Origin of the sequence: uncultured Mediterranea sp. (genome assembly GCF_902493215.1) — a bacterium.
Lineage (GTDB): Bacteria > Bacteroidota > Bacteroidia > Bacteroidales > Bacteroidaceae > Bacteroides.
Genome location: NZ_CABUOL010000026.1, coordinates 18,863 through 40,246, shown reverse-complemented (window position 1 = coordinate 40,246; position 21,384 = coordinate 18,863). Strand labels below are relative to the sequence as shown.

At 49.9% G+C, this 21,384-nt stretch carries 14 protein-coding genes; 3 read left to right on the top strand and 11 right to left on the bottom strand.

Annotation, left to right across the window (positions count from 1 at the left end; all coding sequences use genetic code 11):
* Positions 1 to 134: 134 nt before the first annotated feature.
* The 5 genes from RDO88_RS12425 to RDO88_RS12405 all read right to left on the bottom strand — a co-directional run bounded on the left by RDO88_RS12425 (position 135) and on the right by RDO88_RS12405 (position 9,388).
* The gene (locus RDO88_RS12425; protein WP_307759673.1) at positions 135 to 2,438 is read right to left on the bottom strand and encodes a patatin-like phospholipase family protein; all 2,304 of its coding nucleotides are present in this window, start codon (positions 2,436 to 2,438) and stop codon (positions 135 to 137) included.
* Positions 2,439 to 2,462: 24 nt separating this feature from the next.
* Positions 2,463 to 2,744, bottom strand: coding sequence for a hypothetical protein (locus RDO88_RS12420; protein ID WP_307759672.1), 282 nt, complete (start codon positions 2,742 to 2,744; stop codon positions 2,463 to 2,465).
* A 301-nt stretch (positions 2,745 to 3,045) separates the two neighbouring features.
* Positions 3,046 to 5,094 (bottom strand): molecular chaperone HtpG, encoded by a 2,049-nt coding sequence (htpG, locus tag RDO88_RS12415; RefSeq protein WP_307759671.1) that lies wholly within the window; start codon positions 5,092 to 5,094, stop codon positions 3,046 to 3,048.
* 114 nt (positions 5,095 to 5,208) lie between these two features.
* Positions 5,209 to 7,743 (bottom strand): AAA family ATPase, encoded by a 2,535-nt coding sequence (locus tag RDO88_RS12410; RefSeq protein WP_307759670.1) that lies wholly within the window; start codon positions 7,741 to 7,743, stop codon positions 5,209 to 5,211.
* Positions 7,744 to 8,848: 1,105 nt separating this feature from the next.
* A complete protein-coding gene (locus RDO88_RS12405) occupies positions 8,849 to 9,388 on the bottom strand; it encodes a hypothetical protein (RefSeq protein WP_307759669.1) in 540 nt (179 codons plus the stop codon).
* A 271-nt stretch (positions 9,389 to 9,659) separates the two neighbouring features.
* On the opposite strand from RDO88_RS12405, the gene RDO88_RS12400 reads away from it, so the two are divergent.
* The 3 genes from RDO88_RS12400 to RDO88_RS12390 all read left to right on the top strand — a co-directional run bounded on the left by RDO88_RS12400 (position 9,660) and on the right by RDO88_RS12390 (position 14,871).
* Entirely contained in the window at positions 9,660 to 10,829 is a 1,170-nt protein-coding gene (locus RDO88_RS12400) for a 6-bladed beta-propeller (RefSeq protein WP_307759668.1), read from the top strand.
* Positions 10,830 to 11,000: 171 nt separating this feature from the next.
* Complete coding sequence (gyrA, locus tag RDO88_RS12395) at positions 11,001 to 13,553, top strand: DNA gyrase subunit A (protein WP_307759667.1); 2,553 nt, start codon at positions 11,001 to 11,003, stop codon at positions 13,551 to 13,553.
* A gap of 37 nt (positions 13,554 to 13,590) precedes the next feature.
* Positions 13,591 to 14,871, top strand: coding sequence for a tetratricopeptide repeat protein (locus RDO88_RS12390; RefSeq protein WP_307759666.1), 1,281 nt, complete (start codon positions 13,591 to 13,593; stop codon positions 14,869 to 14,871).
* A 265-nt stretch (positions 14,872 to 15,136) separates the two neighbouring features.
* Here RDO88_RS12390 and RDO88_RS12385 read toward each other — a convergent pair whose 3' ends face one another.
* From RDO88_RS12385 to RDO88_RS12360, 6 genes are all read right to left on the bottom strand, one after another.
* Entirely contained in the window at positions 15,137 to 16,267 is a 1,131-nt protein-coding gene (locus tag RDO88_RS12385; RefSeq protein ID WP_307759665.1) for a universal stress protein, read from the bottom strand.
* A 174-nt stretch (positions 16,268 to 16,441) separates the two neighbouring features.
* The gene (locus RDO88_RS12380) at positions 16,442 to 16,723 is read right to left on the bottom strand and encodes a DNA-binding protein (protein ID WP_307759664.1); all 282 of its coding nucleotides are present in this window, start codon (positions 16,721 to 16,723) and stop codon (positions 16,442 to 16,444) included.
* Between the two features lie 179 nt (positions 16,724 to 16,902).
* Positions 16,903 to 17,739 carry a tetratricopeptide repeat protein gene (locus RDO88_RS12375; protein WP_307759663.1) on the bottom strand — a complete coding sequence of 279 codons (837 nt, stop codon included), beginning with the start codon at positions 17,737 to 17,739 and terminating at the stop codon, positions 16,903 to 16,905.
* Positions 17,740 to 17,754: 15 nt separating this feature from the next.
* Positions 17,755 to 19,575 (bottom strand): BatD family protein, encoded by a 1,821-nt coding sequence (locus tag RDO88_RS12370; protein ID WP_307759662.1) that lies wholly within the window; start codon positions 19,573 to 19,575, stop codon positions 17,755 to 17,757.
* Between the two features lie 21 nt (positions 19,576 to 19,596).
* A complete protein-coding gene (locus RDO88_RS12365) occupies positions 19,597 to 20,310 on the bottom strand; it encodes a tetratricopeptide repeat protein (RefSeq protein WP_374043950.1) in 714 nt (237 codons plus the stop codon).
* Positions 20,307 to 21,344, bottom strand: a complete 1,038-nt coding sequence (locus RDO88_RS12360) for a VWA domain-containing protein (RefSeq protein ID WP_307759660.1) — start codon at positions 21,342 to 21,344, stop codon at positions 20,307 to 20,309. The genes RDO88_RS12365 and RDO88_RS12360 overlap by 4 nt, the downstream gene beginning before the upstream one ends.
* Positions 21,345 to 21,384: the final 40 nt, after the last annotated feature.

Here is a 21,384-nt window from a genome sequence, read left to right as displayed (position 1 = left end):
CAAACCTGTAACCGGCTGATCCGTAGTCAGCTACTCTATTCAGTTGAGCTACGCGGCCATATTTTTTTTACGGGTGCAAAGATACGGACATTTTCTGTTTCTGCAAACTTTTCCGGGCTTTTTTTGCAAAAAAATCATTCGATGAAACGGTAGTTAAACAGCTGCCAGCCTAGCGTAAGACCGACATTCCACTCGTTATTCGGTGAGCTGTAATGGTTTACATAAGCAGAAATAGCTCCGAACGGCAATTTGCAGACCAATGACAATTCACCCATATACTGGAACTCCGAAAAGGCTTTTCCGTAATAAGCCTGATTCATTTCGTTCCTTTTTATCGGGAAAATGGGCATAAAGCCATAAAATTCGGTGCGGAGGTGGAACATATCGTTGAAAACGACAATCGGCTTGATGCCCGCCGAAACATATTGGTTGGCCCGAAACGCCTCGTTATACATCAGCTGGCTATGGGGCGTAGGCGCAAATTCGCCGGCCTGCATCATGGTAGCCGTATAGTTTGTAGAGAAATTCTTCGATGAATAGAGCGCTTCTGTCATCCAGCCCAATACAAAACGGGAAGCCAGCCGATGGTATGCCTCTTTCATGTAGGAGATTTGCAGCCACGACTGCCCTTTCTTGTTGACGGGTTCCTGATCCTTGCTGGCAGCAGAGGTACCCGGTGCAAACCATTCATGCCCCGTAAACACCTGGGCTATCAGCTTTTCATAATATCCGCGTGTGGCATATTGACGCGAATCGACCGTACTGCCATAGAAGCCGATACTACCGCCCAGCAACTTATAGGTACTCTGGTCGGCCCGGTCGTTGCCGAAGTCGATGACACTCGACTGGTAATAGTTGTCTGTCAGCGCGCCATATCCAAAGCCGAATTCCGCCCGCTTGTTGGCCAGGAAGGGCAGCGCAAGCATCAGCTTCACAAAACGTTCGTCCTTCGAATTGAACGACGGCCGGTTGTTCCTGGAAAAGAGCTTGTCCTTCTTGTAATAGTCGAACGTACTGATGGAACCCAGCAAGCGGAAAGATGTGGGTATGCGTGTAGGCAGGTCGATACGTCCCATCAGCTGCACGTTGTTGTAAATCTTGCCCAGCTGGCCGTCCAGTGTCAGTTCCTTGGAGTAATAGTTCAAGTTCTGGTAGCCCAGCCCCAGATAAATCTGATTGGAGCTGGTAGTGGACACACTTCCGCCTATCCTGACAAAGAAATTCTTCTCCATCTTGACCTTCAGGTGCAGCTCGTACAAGTCGCTGCCGGGATCGTAGACTGCATGCGGGATGATTTCCGATATCATATTGTCTGCCAGAAGACGGAAATAGCCACGCTTCAGGTCCTCGTAGGTAAAGACTTCGTGGTCGTCGCCGTGGAATTCTTTCTTGATGTACGACTGCTGCTGCGCATTGGCCCCCTCAATGTAGATGTCGCGGAAGCGGAGCTGGGGCAGCTTGCTGCGGTACAGCATACGCCTCATGCGCACATTCTCCGTGCTCTCCCGCCGCTGGATACGGCCCTTGATGGAATCCATCAGGCTCATAGTACGGTTGTAGCCGATGTCGTGCAGTTCCTTGAGGCGGTCGAAGTCCAGCAGATTGACATCATCGTATTTGAAGGTCATGACGATACCCAGCGAATCGGGAATGGAATAGTCGGTCTTCTGCATGATCATGTTCTCGAGCTGGCTCATCAGATTACCTTCCTGAGGTTTGCCCGGATTGGCGGCCACCACACTGCCGATGATGATGTCGGGATGGAAGTCGTCCATCATGACATCCGTCGGGAAGTTGTTGTAGATACCGCCGTCGTAGGCCAGCACACTGTCTATCTCAATGGGTTTGAACACAAAAGGGAAGCTCATCGAAGCCCGCACGGCATCGCCCACATCACCGTCGCGCATGATGAGGGGACGCTTGTTGTACACATCCGAAGCCACACAACGGAAGGGAACAAACAGATTGTTGAAGTTGCCCCGACAGGCCGCTGTAGCCTGGGCATAAAGCTCCACGAACACCAGATTCATCTGAATGGGGTTCACCAGATTGGTCGGAATGATTTGCGGCTTCACGCGGATGGAATCGCCAAAAGCGAAGCGGATATTGGCAAATTCGGGCGTAGGCCTGTTCTGCTTGAAGTAATATTCGTAGCGCGACTCCACTTCACCGGAATACCACCGCTTGAAGTCGGGCGAGCGGAGCAGTTCTTCCATATCGTCGGGCGAATAGCCCATGGCATAGAGCGACCCGATGATGGCGCCCATGGAGGTACCTGCGATGTAGTCGATGGGGATGTTGTTCTCTTCCAGCGCACGGATGATGCCGATGTGGGTCATACCCTTGGCACCGCCGCCACTCAACACGAGCCCCACCTTCTGGGCCCGAAGCACAGAAAACAGGCAGCAACACAACAGAAAGACATATATTTTCTTCATATTCGTCGTCAAACAATCGTAATCTCATAACAGGAAGAGAAGGAAGCAGGTTACCAACAAGATACAAATACCTATCACCCAATAGGCAGAACGGATTTCCCACTTCAAGTCCTGTTCCTGTTTGTCGGCAATCTGTTCCTGGGCCTGTTTCATGTCATCGGCCGTCACTCCTTCCGACAAATGCAACTTCATTCCGCAATACATCCGGTCGAGGCGGTCTTTACGACGCTCTCTTCCCAGTTTACGCAATTCACGGTTTTCCTTGTCCCGTTGAATCATGTCATTGATACAGCCTAATGTGCCCATATCCAAAGAGATTTTCTAAATATAACGGAAAGGAAGTACACAGGGACAATGAAAATGCTTCAAATCCAACTGTGCCAAGCATCCTATATTTCACAAATATAGAAATTTGTTTTTGAAATAGCATCTCCTGATAACAGAAAAATACAGTTTTCCCGATGAAAAGGGCAGAAATGAAGGATTTAAGGCTACTACGCCGGAAGATTCCACTTCCCGGGCACGGACAGACAAATAAAAAGAGAGGGTGCATCCCGAAGGACGCATCCTCTCTGCGTGTATGAAAAAAAGTTGTGTTTGAAGGGGCTTATTTGATAAGCTCGATACTCCGTTTCACGAAGTTGTTGAGCGCTTCGCCTTTCAGCATGCCGTTCTGCAACAGGGCCAGGTCGATGAGCTGGCGGACAACTGGGTTCTGGGCGGCATAACCGGCAAGAACGGCTTCCTTCTTCGTCTTCAGCTCGTCCCACTTCTTGTCCAGCTCGCTGAGTTCGTCCTTCTCGGCTGTGGGGATTTCCTCGTCCTTCTTGCCTTCGTGGCTCTTCTTCAGGTCGTTGCGACGCTTGTTGGTATCATCCATGGAGAGCTGGATGGGCACGATGTCGGCTGCGCAGGCCTGTTCTTCACCGGCCAGGACTTCCTTGACCAGCGGATGGTCGGCGTTGAGCACGAGGTTGAACATGTCGGGCATATCACCGTAGAAGCTCATGCCGGCCTGGATATTGGCCATCTCCTTCATACGGCGCATGTATTCGCTCTGCGTAATCATGACCGGAGCGGCGCCTTCGCCCATAGCCTGTGCCACGACGTAGAATTCCGTCTTGTCCATCTTGGGCAGCTGGCTCTTGAACATGGCAGAAAGGGCTTCCTGCTTGGCGGCCTCGAGCACTTCGCTCTTCTTGTCTTCCTTCACGATGAGGTTGTCGATGATGTCGCTGTCCACACGGGTGAAGCGTACCTTGTCGAACTTCTGCTCGAGCATGCTAACGACAGCGATGTCCAGCTGGCCGTCCATCAGCAGCACGTTGTAGCCCTTGTTCTTGGCAGCCTCGATGTAGCTGTACTGCTCGTCCTTGTTGTTGGCATACAGATAGATCAGCGTGTTGTCCTTGTCGGTCTGGTTGTCCTTGATGAGCGTCTTGTACTCGTCGAAGGTATATTGCTTGCCGTCGGTATCGGTGAAGAGGGCGAAATCCTTGGCACGGTCGTAGAAGTCTTCCTGCGTCAGCATGCCGTAGTTGATGAAGATCTTCAGGTCGTTCCACTTCTCTTCGAACTGCTTGCGGTCGTTCTTGAAGATGGACTGCAGACGGTCGGACACCTTCTTGGTGATGTATGTCGAAATCTTCTTGACGTTGGAGTCGCTCTGCAGGTACGAACGCGACACGTTCAGCGGGATGTCTGGCGAGTCGAGCACGCCGTGGAGCAGCGTCAGGAAGTCGGGCACGATGCCTTCTACAGAATCCGTGACATACACCTGGTTGCAGTAGAGCTGTATCTTGTTCTTGTTCAGTTCGATGTTGCTCTTCACCTTGGGGAAATAGAGCACGCCGGTGAGGTGGAACGGATAGTCCACGTTCAGGTGAATCCAGAACAGAGGCTCGTCGGACATGGGATAGAGGTCGCGGTAGAACGCCTTGTAGTCCTCGTCCTTCAGCTCGCTGGGCTTGCGGGTCCAGAGCGGAGTGGTTTCGTTGATGACGTTGTCTTCAGCGGTTTCCACCTGCTTGCCGTCCTTCCATTCCTTCTTCTTGCCGAAAGCTACGGGCACGGGCAGGAAGCTGCAGTACTTCTTCAGCAGCGAGGAGATGCGGGCCTCTTCGAGGAATTCCTTGCAGTCGTCGTCGATGTAGAGGACGATGTCGGTACCGCGGTCGGCCTTGTCGCAGTCCTCGATGGTGAACTCGGGGCTGCCGTCGCAGGTCCACTTCACGGCCTGTGCGCCTTCCTTGCACGACTTGGTAATGATTTCCACCTTCTTGGCCACCATGAAGGCCGAATAGAAGCCCAGGCCGAAGTGGCCGATGATGGCGTTGGCGTCGTTCTTGTACTTCTCGAGGAAGTCGTTGGCGCCGGAGAAGGCTATCTGGTTGATGTATTTGTCGATTTCTTCGGCGGTGAGACCGATACCGCGGTCGGAGACAGTGATGGTATCCTTACCCAGGCTGACGCGGACCGTCAGGTCGCCCAGCTCGCCCTTGTACTCGCCGATGGAGGAAAGGGTCTTCAGTTTCTGCGTGGCATCAACGGCGTTGGACACCAGCTCGCGCAGGAATATTTCGTGGTCGCTGTACAAAAACTTTTTGATGACGGGGAAGATGTTCTCGGTCGTTACCCCAATGTTACCTTTTTGCATAATTCAATCTGTATATTATAGGTTTCACTTATTTTTTCTCTGACGGTAGGAATACAAAAAAAATGCCAGTCCGCCGGGGACTGACATTTTGTCGGTATGATGGCCGTTTTACGGTCAAAGTTTCTGCATCGTCAGCTCGTCCCTGCCGTCTTCGTGGGTCACGCTGACGGTATCGCCCGGCTGTACACCGCCCGAAACGATGAGTTCGGACAGGCCGTCTTCCAGATAGTTCTGGATGGCACGCTTCAGCGGACGGGCACCGAACTGCACGTCGTAACCCTTCGTGGCGAGGAACTTCTTGGCCGCATCGTCCACCTGAAGGCGGTAACCGATGCCTTCGAGGCGGCCATACAGTCCCTTCAGCTCGATGTCGACAATGCGCGTGATGGCGTCGAGCGACAGCTGGTCGAAGGTGATGATTTCGTCCAGACGGTTCAGGAACTCGGGCGAGAAGGTCTTGTTCAGTGCCTTCTGGATGACGCTGCGCGAGTATTCGCGGTCGTCCGTACGGTTCTGGGCAGCAAAGCCCACGCCGCGGCCGAACTCCTTGAGCTGGCGCGTACCGATGTTGGAAGTCATGATGATGACCGTGTTCTTGAAGTCGATGGTGCGGCCCACGTTATCGGTCAGGCGGCCTTCGTCGAGCACCTGCAGGAGGATGTTGAAGACGTCGGGATGGGCCTTCTCGATCTCGTCCAACAGAACGATGGAGTAGGGTTTGCGGCGCACCTTCTCGGTGAGCTGTCCGCCTTCCTCATAGCCCACATAGCCGGGAGCGGCTCCCACCATGCGCGACACGGTGAACTTCTCCATGTATTCGCTCATGTCGACCCGAATCAGGGCATCGTCCGAACCGAACAGGTAACGGGCCAACTGCTTGGCCAGATGCGTCTTTCCCACGCCCGTGGGACCCAGGAACATGAACGTACCGATGGGGCGGTTGGGGTCCTTCAGGCCCACACGGCTGCGCACGATGGCCTTCACCAGCTTCTCGATGGCCACGTCCTGACCGACGACCTTCTGCTGGAGTTCATCCTTCATGCCGGCCAGCTTCAGCCCTTCGGCCTGCGCCATGCGCTGTACGGGCACGCCCGACATCATGGACACCACGGCGGCTATCTCTTCCTCGTCCACCGTCTGGCGCTGCTCCTTGAGCTGCGCTTCCCAGTCGGCCTTCATCTGCTCCAGGCTGGCAGCCAGCTCCTTCTCGCGGTCGCGGTAGGCGGCGGCCAGCTCGAAGTTCTGCGACTTCACGGCCTCGGTCTTCTGCAGGCGGGCGTCGTCTATGAGGCGTTCCTGCTCCTCAATCTCCTTGGGCGCGCTGATGTTGGTCAGGTGCACGCGCGAACCGGCTTCGTCGAGGGCATCGATGGCCTTGTCGGGGAAGCTGCGGTCGCTGATGTAGCGGGCTGTCAATTTGACACATGCCTCGAGGGCGGCGTCGGTATAGCGCACGTTGTGGTGGTCTTCGTATTTCTCCTTGATGTTCTTCAGTATCTGCAGCGTCTCCTCGGCCGTGGTGGGCTCCACGATGACTTTCTGGAAGCGGCGCTCCAGCGCACCGTCCTTCTCGATGCTCTTGCGGTACTCGTCGAGCGTGGTGGCGCCGATGCACTGTATCTCGCCGCGCGCCAGGGCGGGCTTCAGCATGTTGGCGGCGTCCATGGTGCCTGCGGCGGCTCCTGCACCCACGATGGTGTGTATCTCGTCGATGAAGAGGATAACGTTGGGATTCTTCTGCAACTCGTTGATAATGGAGCGGATGCGTTCCTCGAACTGGCCGCGGTACTTGGTTCCGGCCACGACGGACGCCATGTCGAGCATGATGACGCGCTTGTCGAACAGCACGCGCGACACCTTCTTCTGCGTGATGCGCAGGGCCAGCCCCTCGACGATGGCCGACTTGCCCACGCCGGGTTCGCCTATCAGCACGGGGTTGTTCTTCTTGCGCCGGCTCAGGATTTGTGCCAGGCGCTCAATCTCGCGTTCGCGGCCCACAACAGGGTCCAGCTTGCCCTCGGCGGCGGCACGGGTGATGTCGGTGCCGAAGTTATCGAGCACAGGCGTGTCGTTGGTGGGCTTCTGCGTGGCGGTTCTTGCGGCCGACTGGCCTCCGCCCAGACTGCGCGACCCCTCGGAAGAAGGGCGCGAAGAGGTCATTTCTTCTTCGTCGTCATCGTCTTCGGTGAAGCCCATGCCGGCGTTCGGATTGGCCGATTTCATCGTAAGCAGTTCGTAAACAGCCTGATAAGTAATGAACTGGTCGTTTAGGATGGTGGCAGCCATGTTGTTGCCGTCCTTGAGGATGGCCAGCAGCAGATGTTCCGTGTCGGCCAGTTCGCTTTTCAGCAGACGGGCTTCGAGCATGCACATCTTGAGGATGCGTGCCGCCGTGGGCGAGAAGGACACCTCCTCGTCGGCGGGCAGGTTATGGTTTTCGGCGTCTGTCAGCTGTTCTTCGAGACTCCGCTTGATTTGGTTCAGGTTCGCGTCGAGCTTCGTCAGTGCCTCCACAGCCTTGCCTGTGCCGTCGCGCAGGATGCCGAGCAGCAGGTGTTCGGGGCCGATGAAGCTGTTTCCCAGCCGGTTGGCCTCTTCCTTGCTATAGGTCAGTACGTCCGAAACTCTTTGTGAAAATTGGTAATTCATTGATTTACTCCTTCTAATTTTGGGTTATAATCCGTGGCAAAGATAGTGCAAACCGAGAGAAGTACAAAAGCGGAAACAAAGTTTTCGGCTTTTTACTTCCGAGGTGCAGCCTATCTTATGTAAAGATAGTGCAAACCGAGAGAAGTACAAAAGCGGAAACAAAGTTTTCAGCTTTTTACTTCCGAGGTGCAGCCTATCTTATGTAAAGATACACATTTTTGGCGACTTCACCACTATGTTTCAGTAACAATCAGCAAATGTCGTGCCAAAAATCGGAACAAAAGCTAAGTTCCAGCCGATTTTCCAAGTATCAGGGCTATAAAGAATCACTCAAAGTAGTCATCTGCTATATCGAAAATTTTGAACCATCCGCCGCTTGCCTTGACTGACAAAATGTCAACGCTGCCCGTACGCCCTCCCAAAGCATTTCCGAGTCATGTCCGAAAACGCTTCTTGGAGAATGTTTGAAACCCAGGGGGCTTATGTTTCAAACATTCCCCCCTTAGGTTTCAAACATAGGCCTTCCAGGGTTGAAACCAGGTTTCCTGATAGCGGGGAGTGATGGAAGAGAGAGCTATAAAGCCAACACTTCACAATGTCAGAAATTAAGCAGAAACACTTTCTTTTTGCTATTCAAACAGGATTTCTTCTTACGCGATCTTATTTCATCCATCTCCAAATAGAATGGAAAAAGACGTAAAAACGCCGTTTCCACGGCCGAAGCGTGCTTCTTTCGAGGGAAAACAATGCCTTTTCCGAGAGAAAACGTTGCTTTTTCCCAGCCCAAACATGCACTCCAAGCTGGGAAAACATGCACTTCGGGCTGGGAAAACATCTACTTTAGCCCGCCAAAGTGCCACTTTAGCCCGGTGAAAAGGGGGATAATGCGCCGAAAAGGCTGTTTCTGACCTTCAAAAAACTGCTTTCCGCCCCTCCGTTTCCCTCGTTGAAATGTAAAGATTTCGCTATTCTTCTGTGTATAAGACAACAAGCCCTTCCGCGCTTCAAAATTTGCCGCCGAGCCTTACCTCGGGCCGAAAGAAACGATTCTCGGCGGGTCAGGAAAACAAAGTGTCAGATTGTCAACGACGGAAACGGGAGGCCGTCATTCGAAACCATGCGTTATAGCTTGGGCATCCCAGTAATCCAAATCGGCAATGATAGAATCCTGTTGTTCTTTGGTCAGCGTGGAGTCTTTTGTCCAACCCTTGAAACGCTCTTCGATGAGGTCTATCTTCTCCTGTCTGAGGCGGCGGTAAATGGAGGGCAAATCCATCGGGCGGTCGGGAGAAGAAGACACCTGAAAGTTGCCGCCCTCTATCCGTGCATGAATCATCGGGCAACAAACAACCGTATCGTTGAACACAAATGCCAGCCGACGACCGATGGCCTTCTCCGTATGGTCGGCCCAATCGGCCTGTTTGTGGGGGCTGATCCGCCCTGTAATGACATACCGGCCAAAAGCATCGGAGACCAGACGGAGCCCGTTGAAGTCGCGAACGGTGGCAACAGGCTCCAAAGCGATGCTGTCCATGTCTTCGGACGCAGCCAAATACCAGCCGTTCTCGCGATGAACGGTCGCTTGGGACGAGCAGGACAATAACAAAAACGCACAAATGGAAATCAAGAAAAACAGCTGTTTCATAATGATTAATAGGTAAAAGTTTCAACAAATATAGTGAAAGGTGAGTGGATAGACAAATGGAAAAAGAAGTTTTTCAATTTGACTATCCCGAACCGTATCCTATATTATTCAAATATAGCGAAAATATTCCAGCTTGGAAATCCTGTCAAGCGTTTTTCTGCCACAACAAGATTTCTTGCAACAATCATTGGACAAACAAATAAATTCCGTATATTTGTGTTTTTGAAAGATACAAGAATTTATTCCATCAACCAACCCGCCATCAGCCAACATGAAAAAGAGAACAAGTCTTTGGATATTTTTCCTATTTGTCCTGGCCGGAATAGGCATGCAGGGATGCGGACAAGCCGAAAAGCCCGGCGCCCTCCTCACGGTGGACGTGAAAGCGGGTTATCCGGAAAAGGAAATGACGCTGCAGGACATTATGGATGTGGAATACATCCCGCTGGAGACGACCGATGAATTCATCACGCAAGGCGCTGTGATGGCCGTTGGAGACAAGTTCATATTGGTAAAGAACTATGCCAACGACGGAGACATCTTCGTTTTCGACCGGAAAACGGGCAAAGGAGTAAGAAAAATAAACCGGAAAGGGCAGGGAGCTGAAGAATATGCCTACATCGTGAGCATCGTATTGGATGAAGAGAACGAGGAAATGTTTGTCAACTCTTCCCAAACGATACTGGTATACGATCTGGCCGGCAATTTCAAGCGAAGTTTCCATCCCGCCGGGGGTGCCAGCTATATGGACCTGTTCAATTATGACAAGGACAACCTCATCTGCTATGACATGACCGTGTACTATGAGGACGGGAAGGAAAGGGAAAAGGAATTCTACCATGCCATCCTGTCGAAGCAGGACGGCCACGTGGTGCAGGGTCTTCCCATACCTTTCAAGACCGTCAGCAGTCCATTTGTGCACCAGGGAGACGGTGTAGCCGCAGCCTCGGTCCGTGCGCTCGTTCCCTGCCGGGAGAACTGGTTGCTGGTGGAGACCTCTTCCGATACGGTATACTGCCATACGCCTGAGGACAAGCGCATAAGTCCCTTCCTTGTGAAACAATCTTCCGGTGAGCCCGAAGTGCTTGTCACGATGGGCCCCGTGACGGACCGATACTGCTTCCTTCAGACCATCAAAAAGGAGTTTGATTTTACCAAAGGAAGAGGATTCCCTTCTACCTGCCTGGTGTACGACAAACAAGAGAACGCAATATTCAGGCCTGTTGTGGTGAACGCCGACTATTCCTGCAAACAGGAGGTAAATCTGACCGACAATGTCGGAAATGGCAAGGTGGCTACCCACCAGAACCTGATGGCCGACCAACTTGTGGAAGCGTACAAAAACAACCAACTGAAAGGCAGACTGAAAGAGATTGCCGCAACTTTGGACGAAGACTCCAATCCGGTTGTCATGCTGATAAAGTATAAGGATACACCTTAATATAATTATAGACGGTCCGCCCGAGTTGCCTTTTCAGGGCTGCACCGGCCGCCCTCCAGCACAGCGCCTCATGAAACTTTCTCCCCGAAATGTTTTCGTATGTCGTAAAAAAGCAGTACTTTAGCGTGGTTTTTCACGAACCATGCAATGTATAATTAATTATCTTTTTAAATGCTTGAACAAGACAGAATTATAAAGATTAACATCGAGGAGGAAATGAAGTCATCGTACATTGACTACTCCATGTCGGTCATTGTTTCGCGTGCCCTTCCGGATGTTAGAGATGGTTTTAAGCCCGTTCACCGCAGAATTCTCTACGGTATGATGGGGCTGGGAAATACGTCGGACAAACCTTATAAGAAATCGGCCAGAGTGGTAGGTGAGGTGCTGGGTAAGTATCACCCGCACGGCGACTCGTCCGTCTACGGCGCACTGGTACGTATGGCACAACCGTGGGCCATGCGCTACATGCTGGTGGACGGCCAGGGCAACTACGGCTCGGTGGACGGCGACAACGCAGCGGCCATGCGTTACACGGAGTGCCGCCTGCAGAAGATTGGCGAAGACATGATGCAGGACCTCGACAAGGAGACCGTCGACATGCAGAACAACTTCGACGACTCCCTCCAGGAGCCTACCGTGATGCCTACACGCATCCCGAACCTGCTGGTGAACGGTGCCTCGGGTATCGCCGTCGGCATGGCCACCAACATGCCCACGCACAACCTCTCGGAGGTAATTGACGCCTGCGTGGCCTACATCGACAACAACGACATCGAAATAGAGGAGCTGATGAACTACGTCAAGGCTCCCGACTTCCCCACAGGAGGTTACATCTACGGTATGAGCGGCGTGCGCGAAGCCTATCTGACGGGACGCGGCCGCGTGGTGATGCGTGCCAAGGCTGAGATTGAGGCCGGACAGACGCACGACAAGATTGTCATCACCGAGATACCCTACGGCGTGAACAAGGCCGAACTCATCAAGAGCATCGCCGACCTGGCCAACGAGAAGAAAATCGAAGGCATCTCGAACGCCAACGACGAGTCCGACCGCGAAGGTATGCGTATCGTCATCGACGTGAAGCGCGATGCCAACGCCAGCGTGGTGCTGAACAAGCTCTACAAGATGACGCAGCTGCAGACGTCGTTCGGCGTGAACAACGTGGCACTGGTACACGGACGTCCGCGTCTGCTGAACTTGAAGGAACTCATCAAGTACTTCGTGGAGCACCGTCACGACGTGGTAATCCGTCGCACGCAGTTCGACCTGCGCAAAGCCAAGGAACGTGCCCACATCCTGGAAGGCTTGATTATCGCTTCGGACAACATCGACGAAGTGATCCGCATCATCCGTGCCGCCAAGACGCCCGCTGATGCCATCACGGGGCTGATGGATCGCTTCCAACTGACTGAAATCCAAAGCCGTGCCATCGTCGAGATGCGTCTGCGCCAGCTCACCGGCCTGATGCAGGACCAGCTGCACGCCGAATACGAGGAAATCAAGAAACAGATAGCCTACCTGGAGGAAATCCTGGTGAACGACGAGCTTTGCCGCAAGGTCATCAAGGACGAACTCATCGAGGTGAAAGAGAAATATGGCGACGAACGCCGCTCCGAAATCGTATATTCGTCCGAGGAATTCAACCCCGAGGACTTCTATGCCGACGACGAGATGATTATCACCATCTCGCACATGGGCTACATCAAGCGTACGCCGCTGAGCGAGTTCCATGCACAAAACCGCGGTGGGGTAGGCTCGAAGGGCTCCGACACACGCGACGAGGACTTTGTGGAGCACATCTATCCGGCTACGATGCACAACACCATGATGTTCTTCACCCAGAAGGGCAAGTGCTACTGGCTGAAGGTGTACGAGATACCCGAAGGCTCGAAGAACTCGAAGGGACGTGCCATCCAGAACCTGCTGAACATCGACTCCGACGATGCCGTCAACGCCTACCTGCGCGTAAAGAACCTGAACGACCAGGAATTCATCAACAGCCACTACGTGCTGTTCTGCACCAAGAACGGTGTCATCAAGAAGACCCTGCTCGAACAGTATTCCCGTCCGCGCCAGAACGGTGTGAACGCCATCACCATCCGCGAAGACGACCGCGTCATCGAGGTGCGCATGACCAACGGTGACAACGAAATCATCATCGCCAACCGCAACGGACGTGCCATCCGCTTCCACGAAAGCGCCGTACGTGTCATGGGCCGTACCGCAACAGGTGTACGCGGCATGACGCTCGACGAAGACGGTCAGGACGAAGTAGTGGGCATGATTTGCATCAAAGACCCTGAAGCAGAAACCATTATGGTGGTATCGGAGCAGGGTTACGGTAAGCGTTCGGACATCGAAGACTACCGCAAGACCAACCGTGGCGGCAAGGGTGTGAAGACCATCAGCATCACCGAAAAGACGGGCAAGCTCGTGGCCATCAAGTCCGTGACCGACGAAAACGACCTGATGATCATCAACAAGTCCGGCATCACCATCCGTCTGAAGGTGGCCGACGTGCGCATCATGGGCCGTGCTACACAGGGTGTGCGTCTCATCAATCTGGAGAAGCGCAACGATGAAATCGGTTCTGTCTGCAAGGTGACTTCAGCTCCCGAAGAGGAGGAGGAAGAAAACACACCACAGGCCGAGAATCTTCCGGAGAACAATGATCTGAATACAGAAAATACTGAAAATGAGACTACTGATGAACAAGAATAGACATAATAATAATTCTAATTTAAACTTTTCTACAATCATGAAAAAAGTATTATTGTCGGCTGCCTTGCTGCTCGTTGCAAGTTTCACCTTTGCACAAGAGAAATCAGTAAAGGAAGCAAAAAAAGCTGCCAGTGCAGTACAACCGGACTTCGCAAAGGCTGAACAACTGATCAACCAGGCTTTGACCAATCCTGAAACAAAAGATCAGGCTGAAACTTGGAACGTTGCCGGCTTCATTCAGAAAAGAAAGAGCGAAAAGCAAATGGAGAACGCTTACCTGAGAAAGCCCTACGACACACTCCAGGTGTACAACAGCGCACTGAACATGTGCCAGTACTACTTCAAGTGCGACGAACTGGCACAGATCCCCAACGAAAAGGGTAAGATCAAGAACAAGTACAGAAAATCCAATGCTGCTGCTATCATAGCAGAACGTGGCAACCTGATCAACGGTGGTATCCAGTTCTACAATACCTACCTGGGAAATGAAAACAAGGAAGACGGAAAGAAAGCCCTGAGCTTCTTCGGTACATACGTAGACATTGCCGGACACCCGATGTTTGCTGAAAATGAAGTAGTTAAGGCAGACACATTGCTGCCGCAGATTGCTTACTACGCAGCAATGGTAGCTACTCGTCTGGAAGATTATCCCAGCGTTTTGAAGTATGCACCGTATGCCAAGGATGACAAAGAAGTGGGTAAGTATGCCATGGAATTCATCTCTGCTGCCTTGAAGGCTCAGGGTGAAACAGACAAGTGGATTGCTTCTTTGCAGGAAGGTGTACAGAAGTATCCTGACCACCAGTACTTTTTCGGTAACCTGATTGACTACTACAGCAACAACAACAAGTATGATGAAGCCAACAAGTTTGCTGATGACATGCTGGCAAAGGATCCGAACAATACATTCTATCTGTATGTAAAGGGATATCTGTACCACAACCAGTACAGCGGCCTGAAAGAGCAGAAAAAGGAAGCTGAAGCTGCTGCTGCCTTGGAAAAGGCCATCGAGTTCTATGAGAAGACTGTAGCAGTTGACCCCAACTATGCAGAAGCATACTCCAACTTGGGTCTGGTTTACTGCCTGCAGGCACAAGACTTCTCTGAAAAGGCTACAACCGACGTAAATGATCCGAAATACAAGGAAGATCAGGCTACATTGAAAGCTTTTTATGAAAAGGCTAAACCCAACTACGAGAAAGCAAGACAGCTGCAGCCCGACAAGAAGGAATTGTGGCTGAACGGTCTCTACAGAGTTTACTACAATCTGCAAATGGGACCCGAATTTGAAGAAATCGAAAAGTTGGGCAATTTCTAATTTTGCAGCCAACTGATTAAACTCGTATAAAAAACAAAAATAGTCTGCCACCAATCTTGGCAGACTATTTTTTTAATCCAGCAAATAAAAAAAGCCCTAAACCTGTTTATTCTATCGGTTTAGGGCTCTCTTATTTTTTCTAGCATTGATTACTGATTATACTGATTAAGGGTGGAGCTATCATAAATAGCTTATTATAAATATTCTAGCTTTATATATTAAACATAATCGTGATTATTGATTTGTTTTGCTTGGATTGTTTGAATCAACATGGACGCCCGTAAATAACCAAGAGCGGCGTATCGGAATGAAAAATCATCTTTCGGGCAATTCCTGGATTGAAAAGCCTGGAAAAAATATTCCGCTTGTAAGAAGCCAAAGCAATGACATCAATATGATGCGTTTGTATATACTGATCAAAATTACTCAAAAAATTATCATTCTGTACTACATCATACTGAATCTCCAAATCGGGATATTGCTTATGGAAATATTCTTTAATGCCACCCAGCTTGATTTCGTTCCACGTATCTTTCGTATCAGACAGATGAATCAACGATACGGAGAATTTAAGATCTTTCAGACTCTTAACCAACAAATCAAATGCAATGAGATCCCGCTGGTCAAAATTGGTAATAAATGCAAAGCGTTCCGCTTCGGCCAACTGCCTGATAACGGTCTTTTCGGGAATAGCAAGCACCGGCGTATGGGCACGCTCTATGACCTCAGCAGTCACGCTTCCTATCAAGTCAATGTCCTTCTGATCCTTACCACGCGTCCCCATAATGATGATACGCGGCCTGATTTCTTTCGAATAGCGAATTATCTCTTCCTCAGGTATCCCTTCGCGCAAGACACAGGTATATTTTACATCAGGAAATTCGCCGGATGCAACCTTCTCCTTTATCTTTTCGGAAAGTGTATTCAATTCATTATGAACCCTTTGTAATATTCCTTTCACATTCTCTTCGTCTCCACGATGGTAGTTGAAAATATCTCCATACGGCAAGGAAGTAGCATATATTGGCGTAAAATATACGTGGAGAAGTACCACATCGGATCCAACATTCTCTGCAAAGCGAAAGCCAAATTCACAGGCTTTCAGCGAATAACTGGAAAAATCGACGGGTATCAGTACTTTATTGCTTGCAGAAGGTATACGCGGCGACTTACCGCCTACCACTTCTTCTGAAAGCCAGGCTGAACTTTCTGTAATCTCCAAGGCACGCGGCAAATCACTTTCCTTGATGCGTACGCGCACTCCCGATGAGACCACCGGCTGGATCTGGTTAATGTTATGAATATAGGTCTCGATTCCTTCATTTTCGAGCACATTCTTCAAAATCTGTGCTTTAGCATACGTCAGAATAGCCAAAGTTACTAATTTGTCTTCCATATCTGTCTATATTTATCGGTTCATACGGGAATATCAAAATAAAAAAGGCACGAATTACACTGATTGCCACGGATTTATTCTATCCGCGAAATCCGTGTAGTCCGTGCCTTGAGGAAGCTGTGCAGTCAGTTCCGGAACAATGCAATGTAAACAGTCAGAACTGACTTATATACTTCAGGCTTCTACAGGTTGCTTATTCTCATTGGCAATCTCATCCAATATCTGAAGAGCCCTGTCGAGCACCGTTGTGTCGTCAATCATAACCAGTCCGCCGTCCGGTCCTGGCTCCAGATGGATACCTACGCTTTTTCCTTCCTTGAAGTTATGGCCGCCGAAGAAATTCCTTACGGTGTCAACACTCAGACCTAATTCATCGGCGATTCTATGCATGCTTCCTGTGGGTAAAGAGTCTTTTATCTTACGCAACTCGTTAAAAGTTATTGTTCTCATATTCATAAACTTAATGGTTAATACTCTGTTTTATTTTTATCACGCTATAAACTTAAGGAAAAAAAAAGATAAAACAAACTTTTTCTCGTGTTTTTTTATCATTTTGTCTAAAATAAAAGTCCAGACTTTCTCTTTACAGAGAAAATCTGGACTACATACCTGAGTTTTATCAAATAAATCCGTTATCAGATTACTTCTACAACTGTGGCAGGTACCCACCCTACTTTACCGTCTTCCAGACGGATTTCCTTCCACTCGCGCATACTGCCATCCTTGATTTCAACCTTCCTACCTTCATGCAGCACGAACAAGCTGGTTCCGCTTTCACTAGGCGTACTGCGTACCGTCACACTGGGTGAAAGAATAATAGCATCTTTCCGGTCAGTCAAATAGCTTTTCTGCGTAGAAGCAAACACGTTGGCAACGATAACTACGATCAGAAAGAGAATACTACCTGCAAATCCGACCTTCTTCCACTTCAGCTGACGAGTGAATAAGAAGACCGAAAATGATACAAGCAAGAGCAAAAAGAACACAATGGCAGTCCGTGCCCATGCATCAGAACTTTGGCTGTTTATCAGCGATTTGATCCACGTCACAAAAAATATTTCGGGAACAGGTTCTACCTTGTCTACAGTCTTGGAACGGGCTATCTCCAGATTGGCTCGTATATCCGCATTACCCGGACTCAGCAGCAAAGCACGCTCATAATTAAGGATAGCGCGAGCAATATCATCCGTTTTGTAGTAGCTGTTGCCCAAATTATAATATACTTCGGCAGACTCTCCCTGCTGAAGCAGATTTTCATATATCTGGATGGCGGCCGCAAAGTCATTGCGGATGTAGGCACTGTCGGCTTCAGCCTTGGTAGCATTGCCCACTTGCTTGGCTGCGGAAAATTCCGACTTATCGGCAATCAAAGTATCCGTTTCTGTCGTTGCCACACTATCCGAAACAGCTTCCTGTGCCCATATTGCAACCGATACCAGCAGGAGAAGGGTTAATGACCATATCTTTTTCATATCGCGTACGTTTTCTTAATGTTTGATAGAATTTTCCATTTTACTGATTACCTCGAATGACTCGGTATATACCTTGTCCATTGCCTGATTGGCGTCACCAGGAGCAAAGCGGGCAAACTCACAGCTGTTCAGAGCATTCAGGAACTCTTGTATCAGCTCCTCGGCTACACCATATTTCCTAAGTTCCTCTTCAATATTATCTTTCGACAGCTTGGAAACCGGAATACTCAGCTTGTCGCTGATATAGCCCCACAAAGCTTTCAGTACTTCATCATAGAACGCATCCTTCTGGTTGGACGCCAATAATTTGCCTGCAAGTTTCATACGTTTTACCGCTACCTTGTTCGCTTTCTTCGTACGTACTTTCGCAACATTGGCATTGGCAGCTATCTGCTTGCGATAAGCAACAAAACAACCTACGAACAACAGCCCCGGTACGATATAGAACAACCAATAAGTCATCGAACCGAAGAAATATTCACCCTTGGGCGAGAGTTTCACATCGTTCTGCTTGATGAAACGGATATCCTCGTTCAGCACTTTCAGGTCTTCCTTATTGGTAAAGTTGGCAATGGTCTGAGTAGCATTTCCGGCACCTTTTTCTACCTGCACGGTATATTCTTCGGTAGTCAGCGTCTTGTACGAACGCGATTTGATGTCGAAATAACTGAACTTGATGGAAGGAATCTTATAAGTTCCCGCATTGCGTGGAATAGCCAGATACTCAATTACTTTATTTCCTGAAAGTCCTGCATTGGTCAGACGGAACTTGCTGTCCACTTTCGGATCATATACTTCAAAATCTTCCGGGAACTTCACTTCAGGCTCGGATACCAGCTTCAAATTACCGGTTCCCGAAATGACGACCTTGATTGTGATGGCGTCGTTAGTCTTCACCTTTGTACTGTTGATGCTGGAAGAGATGTTGAATTCCCCTACTCCTCCGCTGAAATCAGCCGGTTTTCCAGCAGGAAGCGGCTTGACATCGATAGTCAGTTTGGGTGTCATCAATGTTTTCTTAATCTGGATAGCACCCGCTCCACCGTTAAAGAAAGCTTCAAACGGATCGTCTATGGCCTCCATCTTCTCAACCGAAGCATCGAAACGGGCTACATCAATAGTCAGCTTACCCGACTGTTGCGGGAAGAGTACAAACTGACGATAGACGGTTGAATGATAGTTCCGCCCTTTGTAGTGCTCCAACCCCCAGCGACGGTCGTTGGGGAGCTCCACTTCTTGTGAATGAAATCCCTTGAAATCAGGCAGTTTTACGTTGTCGAACCCACGCAAATCTACAACTGTATAGATTTTATAGGTCAACAGAATAGCTTCTTGTTCGTAAACAGAAGTTTTGCTGGCCGTAGCTGTAATGAACAAATCGCTGTTCGAAATGGACGTTCCCGACGAACTGCTTCGGCCTGTACTCTGCCCGCCTCCGTTCTGCGAACTTCCCGCTTTATCAGCAGGCAATACCTTAATCTTCACCGAGTTGGACAACATCTGGTCGCCGTTAGCCGTAATGGTAGCTCCGGGAATGGTATATTCTCCCTCTTTCTGAGCCAACAGGATATAGGTGAAAGTCAGACTTTCCGTCGTATTTCCGTTAATGCTCTGCATACTATACGAACGGGTGGGCCCCATCAATACGTCAAATCCCTTGATGGAAGGTGCCCGGAAATCCTTCACCTTCTGCGTATTTACAGTGTAAGATAGCCTGAACTGATCGCCGACAGCCACTGCATCAGGCGCCGATGCGGTGAAAGTCACCTTGTCGTCGGCACACATTTGCGTGGCAAAGGCAAGCAACGCTATCCATAAGAAAACTATTTTTCTCATATATTACTTATTGTTTTTAGTTTACCAATCTTTCTCCAACCGGTTACCCTTGATAACCTGCTGTTGTTTCTTCACTTTGTCCTGCACATCCTTTTCGTCCCGCATGACAGAATTCAGCAATTGTTCGGCATTTTCCTTCGACATTTGGTTATCCTGTTTCTGCTGCTGGGGCGGTTCCTGTTGCTGGTCGTTGTTCTGGTTCTGCTGCTGGTTTTGTTGCTGGTCTTGCTTCTCCTCCTGTTTCTGTTGGTTCTGCTGATTCTGATCCTGATTCTGCTGATCCTGCTGCTGGTCTTTCAACAATTTCTGTGCCAAAGCCAGGTTATAGCGGGTTTCATCATCTTTCGGATTGTTTCGCAACGACTCCTTATAGGCCTCCACAGCCTTGGCATAGTCTTTTTGCGATTGGAAGATTACTCCCATATTATGGTATATTTGAGCCAGATTAGGCTTTTCCTTTTCCACTTTGGCCGCGCCTGCATATTGTTCCATGGCTTCCTGCAGCTTGTTCTGCTGCATCAACGTATTGGCCAGATTATACATGGATACCGTAGACTTCGGATTCACCTCCAACGCCTTCCTGTAATTGACCTCCGCATCCACATATACACTATCGTTATAAAGCCGGTTTCCTTTCCGTATGAGGTCGCGTTCGGCCTTTTGCGCCTGTACTGCTGTAGCAACAGCCAACAGGCAGCATACACCTATGTATTTATATGACATACTCATTCTCATTGCTCCTTTTTCTTATTGGAAAATAAATGTATGTTGCGGAACAGCGGATTCTTGCGTTCCAGAATCAGCATTTCGGCCAACAACAGAATCAGAATGATCCAGGCAACGGCCTGAAACTGTTCATTGAACTCCGTATAGACCTTGGTTTCCACATCGGCCTTGGCCATTTTGTCTATTTCGCTGCTGATAGCTTTTTGGGCATTGTTGGTATTATCGACACGCACATAGATACCATTTCCATTCTTGGCTATCTCCTGACACATCTGTTCGTTCAGACGGGTAACGATGACATTGCCTTCACGGTCGCGACGATAGTCGTTGGTACCTTCCACCGGTATCGGCGCCCCGTCGGGCAAACCTACTCCCAACACATTGACCTGTATTCCTTTTTCGGCAGCGGCCTTGGCGGCTTCCACTGCACCGCCTTCATGGTTCTCACCGTCCGTAATCACGATAACCGTGCGCCCCACACCTTCCTGAGGAGTAAAACTCCTTGTCGCCAAATCGAGCGCTGCCCCGATAGCCGTACCCTGTTTGGAAATCAGGGAAGGATCGATGGTCTCCAGAAACATCTTGGCCGAAATATAATCGCTCGTAATGGGCAACTGGGTAAAAGCATCCCCGGCAAAAACAATCATACCCACTTTGTCGTTCTGCATTTTGTCCACCAATCTTCCTACCAACCGTTTGGCCTTTTCCAGACGACTGGGCTGTACATCCTGCGCCAGCATGGAGTTCGAGATATCCAACGCAATCATAACTTCCACTCCCTGCCTTTTCACCGTCTCGAGCTTCGAACCGAACTGCGGACGGGCCAGCAGAACGGCAAAAAGTCCGATGGCTGCCAAAACAATCCAGAACTTTACATCAGGACGATACTTGGACACATCCGGCATCAGGCAAGCCATCAGCTCCGGATCGCCGAACTTTCGGATAGCTTTCCGCCTCCGATAATTGGAGTACAAGTAGAATGCAGCCAACACGGGCAGCAATAACAACAAGTACAAATATGCAGGTTCTTCAAATCGAAACATATCTCTTAATTACTTTAAGTACTATTCTTTCATTTCTTTT

What these genes read in the sequence shown, in the direction of transcription:
- RDO88_RS12425 (WP_307759673.1), bottom strand. Translation starts at nt 2,438, where the DNA reads ATGAAGAAAATATATGTCTTTCTGTTGTGTTGCTGCCTGTTTTCTGTG.
- RDO88_RS12420 (WP_307759672.1), bottom strand. Translation starts at nt 2,744, where the DNA reads ATGGGCACATTAGGCTGTATCAATGACATGATTCAACGGGACAAGGAA.
- htpG (WP_307759671.1), bottom strand. Translation starts at nt 5,094, where the DNA reads ATGCAAAAAGGTAACATTGGGGTAACGACCGAGAACATCTTCCCCGTC.
- RDO88_RS12410 (WP_307759670.1), bottom strand. Translation starts at nt 7,743, where the DNA reads ATGAATTACCAATTTTCACAAAGAGTTTCGGACGTACTGACCTATAGC.
- RDO88_RS12405 (WP_307759669.1), bottom strand. Translation starts at nt 9,388, where the DNA reads ATGAAACAGCTGTTTTTCTTGATTTCCATTTGTGCGTTTTTGTTATTG.
- RDO88_RS12400 (WP_307759668.1), top strand. Translation starts at nt 9,660, where the DNA reads ATGAAAAAGAGAACAAGTCTTTGGATATTTTTCCTATTTGTCCTGGCC.
- gyrA (WP_307759667.1), top strand. Translation starts at nt 11,001, where the DNA reads ATGCTTGAACAAGACAGAATTATAAAGATTAACATCGAGGAGGAAATG.
- RDO88_RS12390 (WP_307759666.1), top strand. Translation starts at nt 13,591, where the DNA reads ATGAAAAAAGTATTATTGTCGGCTGCCTTGCTGCTCGTTGCAAGTTTC.
- RDO88_RS12385 (WP_307759665.1), bottom strand. Translation starts at nt 16,267, where the DNA reads ATGGAAGACAAATTAGTAACTTTGGCTATTCTGACGTATGCTAAAGCA.
- RDO88_RS12380 (WP_307759664.1), bottom strand. Translation starts at nt 16,723, where the DNA reads ATGAATATGAGAACAATAACTTTTAACGAGTTGCGTAAGATAAAAGAC.
- RDO88_RS12375 (WP_307759663.1), bottom strand. Translation starts at nt 17,739, where the DNA reads ATGAAAAAGATATGGTCATTAACCCTTCTCCTGCTGGTATCGGTTGCA.
- RDO88_RS12370 (WP_307759662.1), bottom strand. Translation starts at nt 19,575, where the DNA reads ATGAGAAAAATAGTTTTCTTATGGATAGCGTTGCTTGCCTTTGCCACG.
- RDO88_RS12365 (WP_374043950.1), bottom strand. Translation starts at nt 20,310, where the DNA reads ATGAGAATGAGTATGTCATATAAATACATAGGTGTATGCTGCCTGTTG.
- RDO88_RS12360 (WP_307759660.1), bottom strand. Translation starts at nt 21,344, where the DNA reads ATGTTTCGATTTGAAGAACCTGCATATTTGTACTTGTTGTTATTGCTG.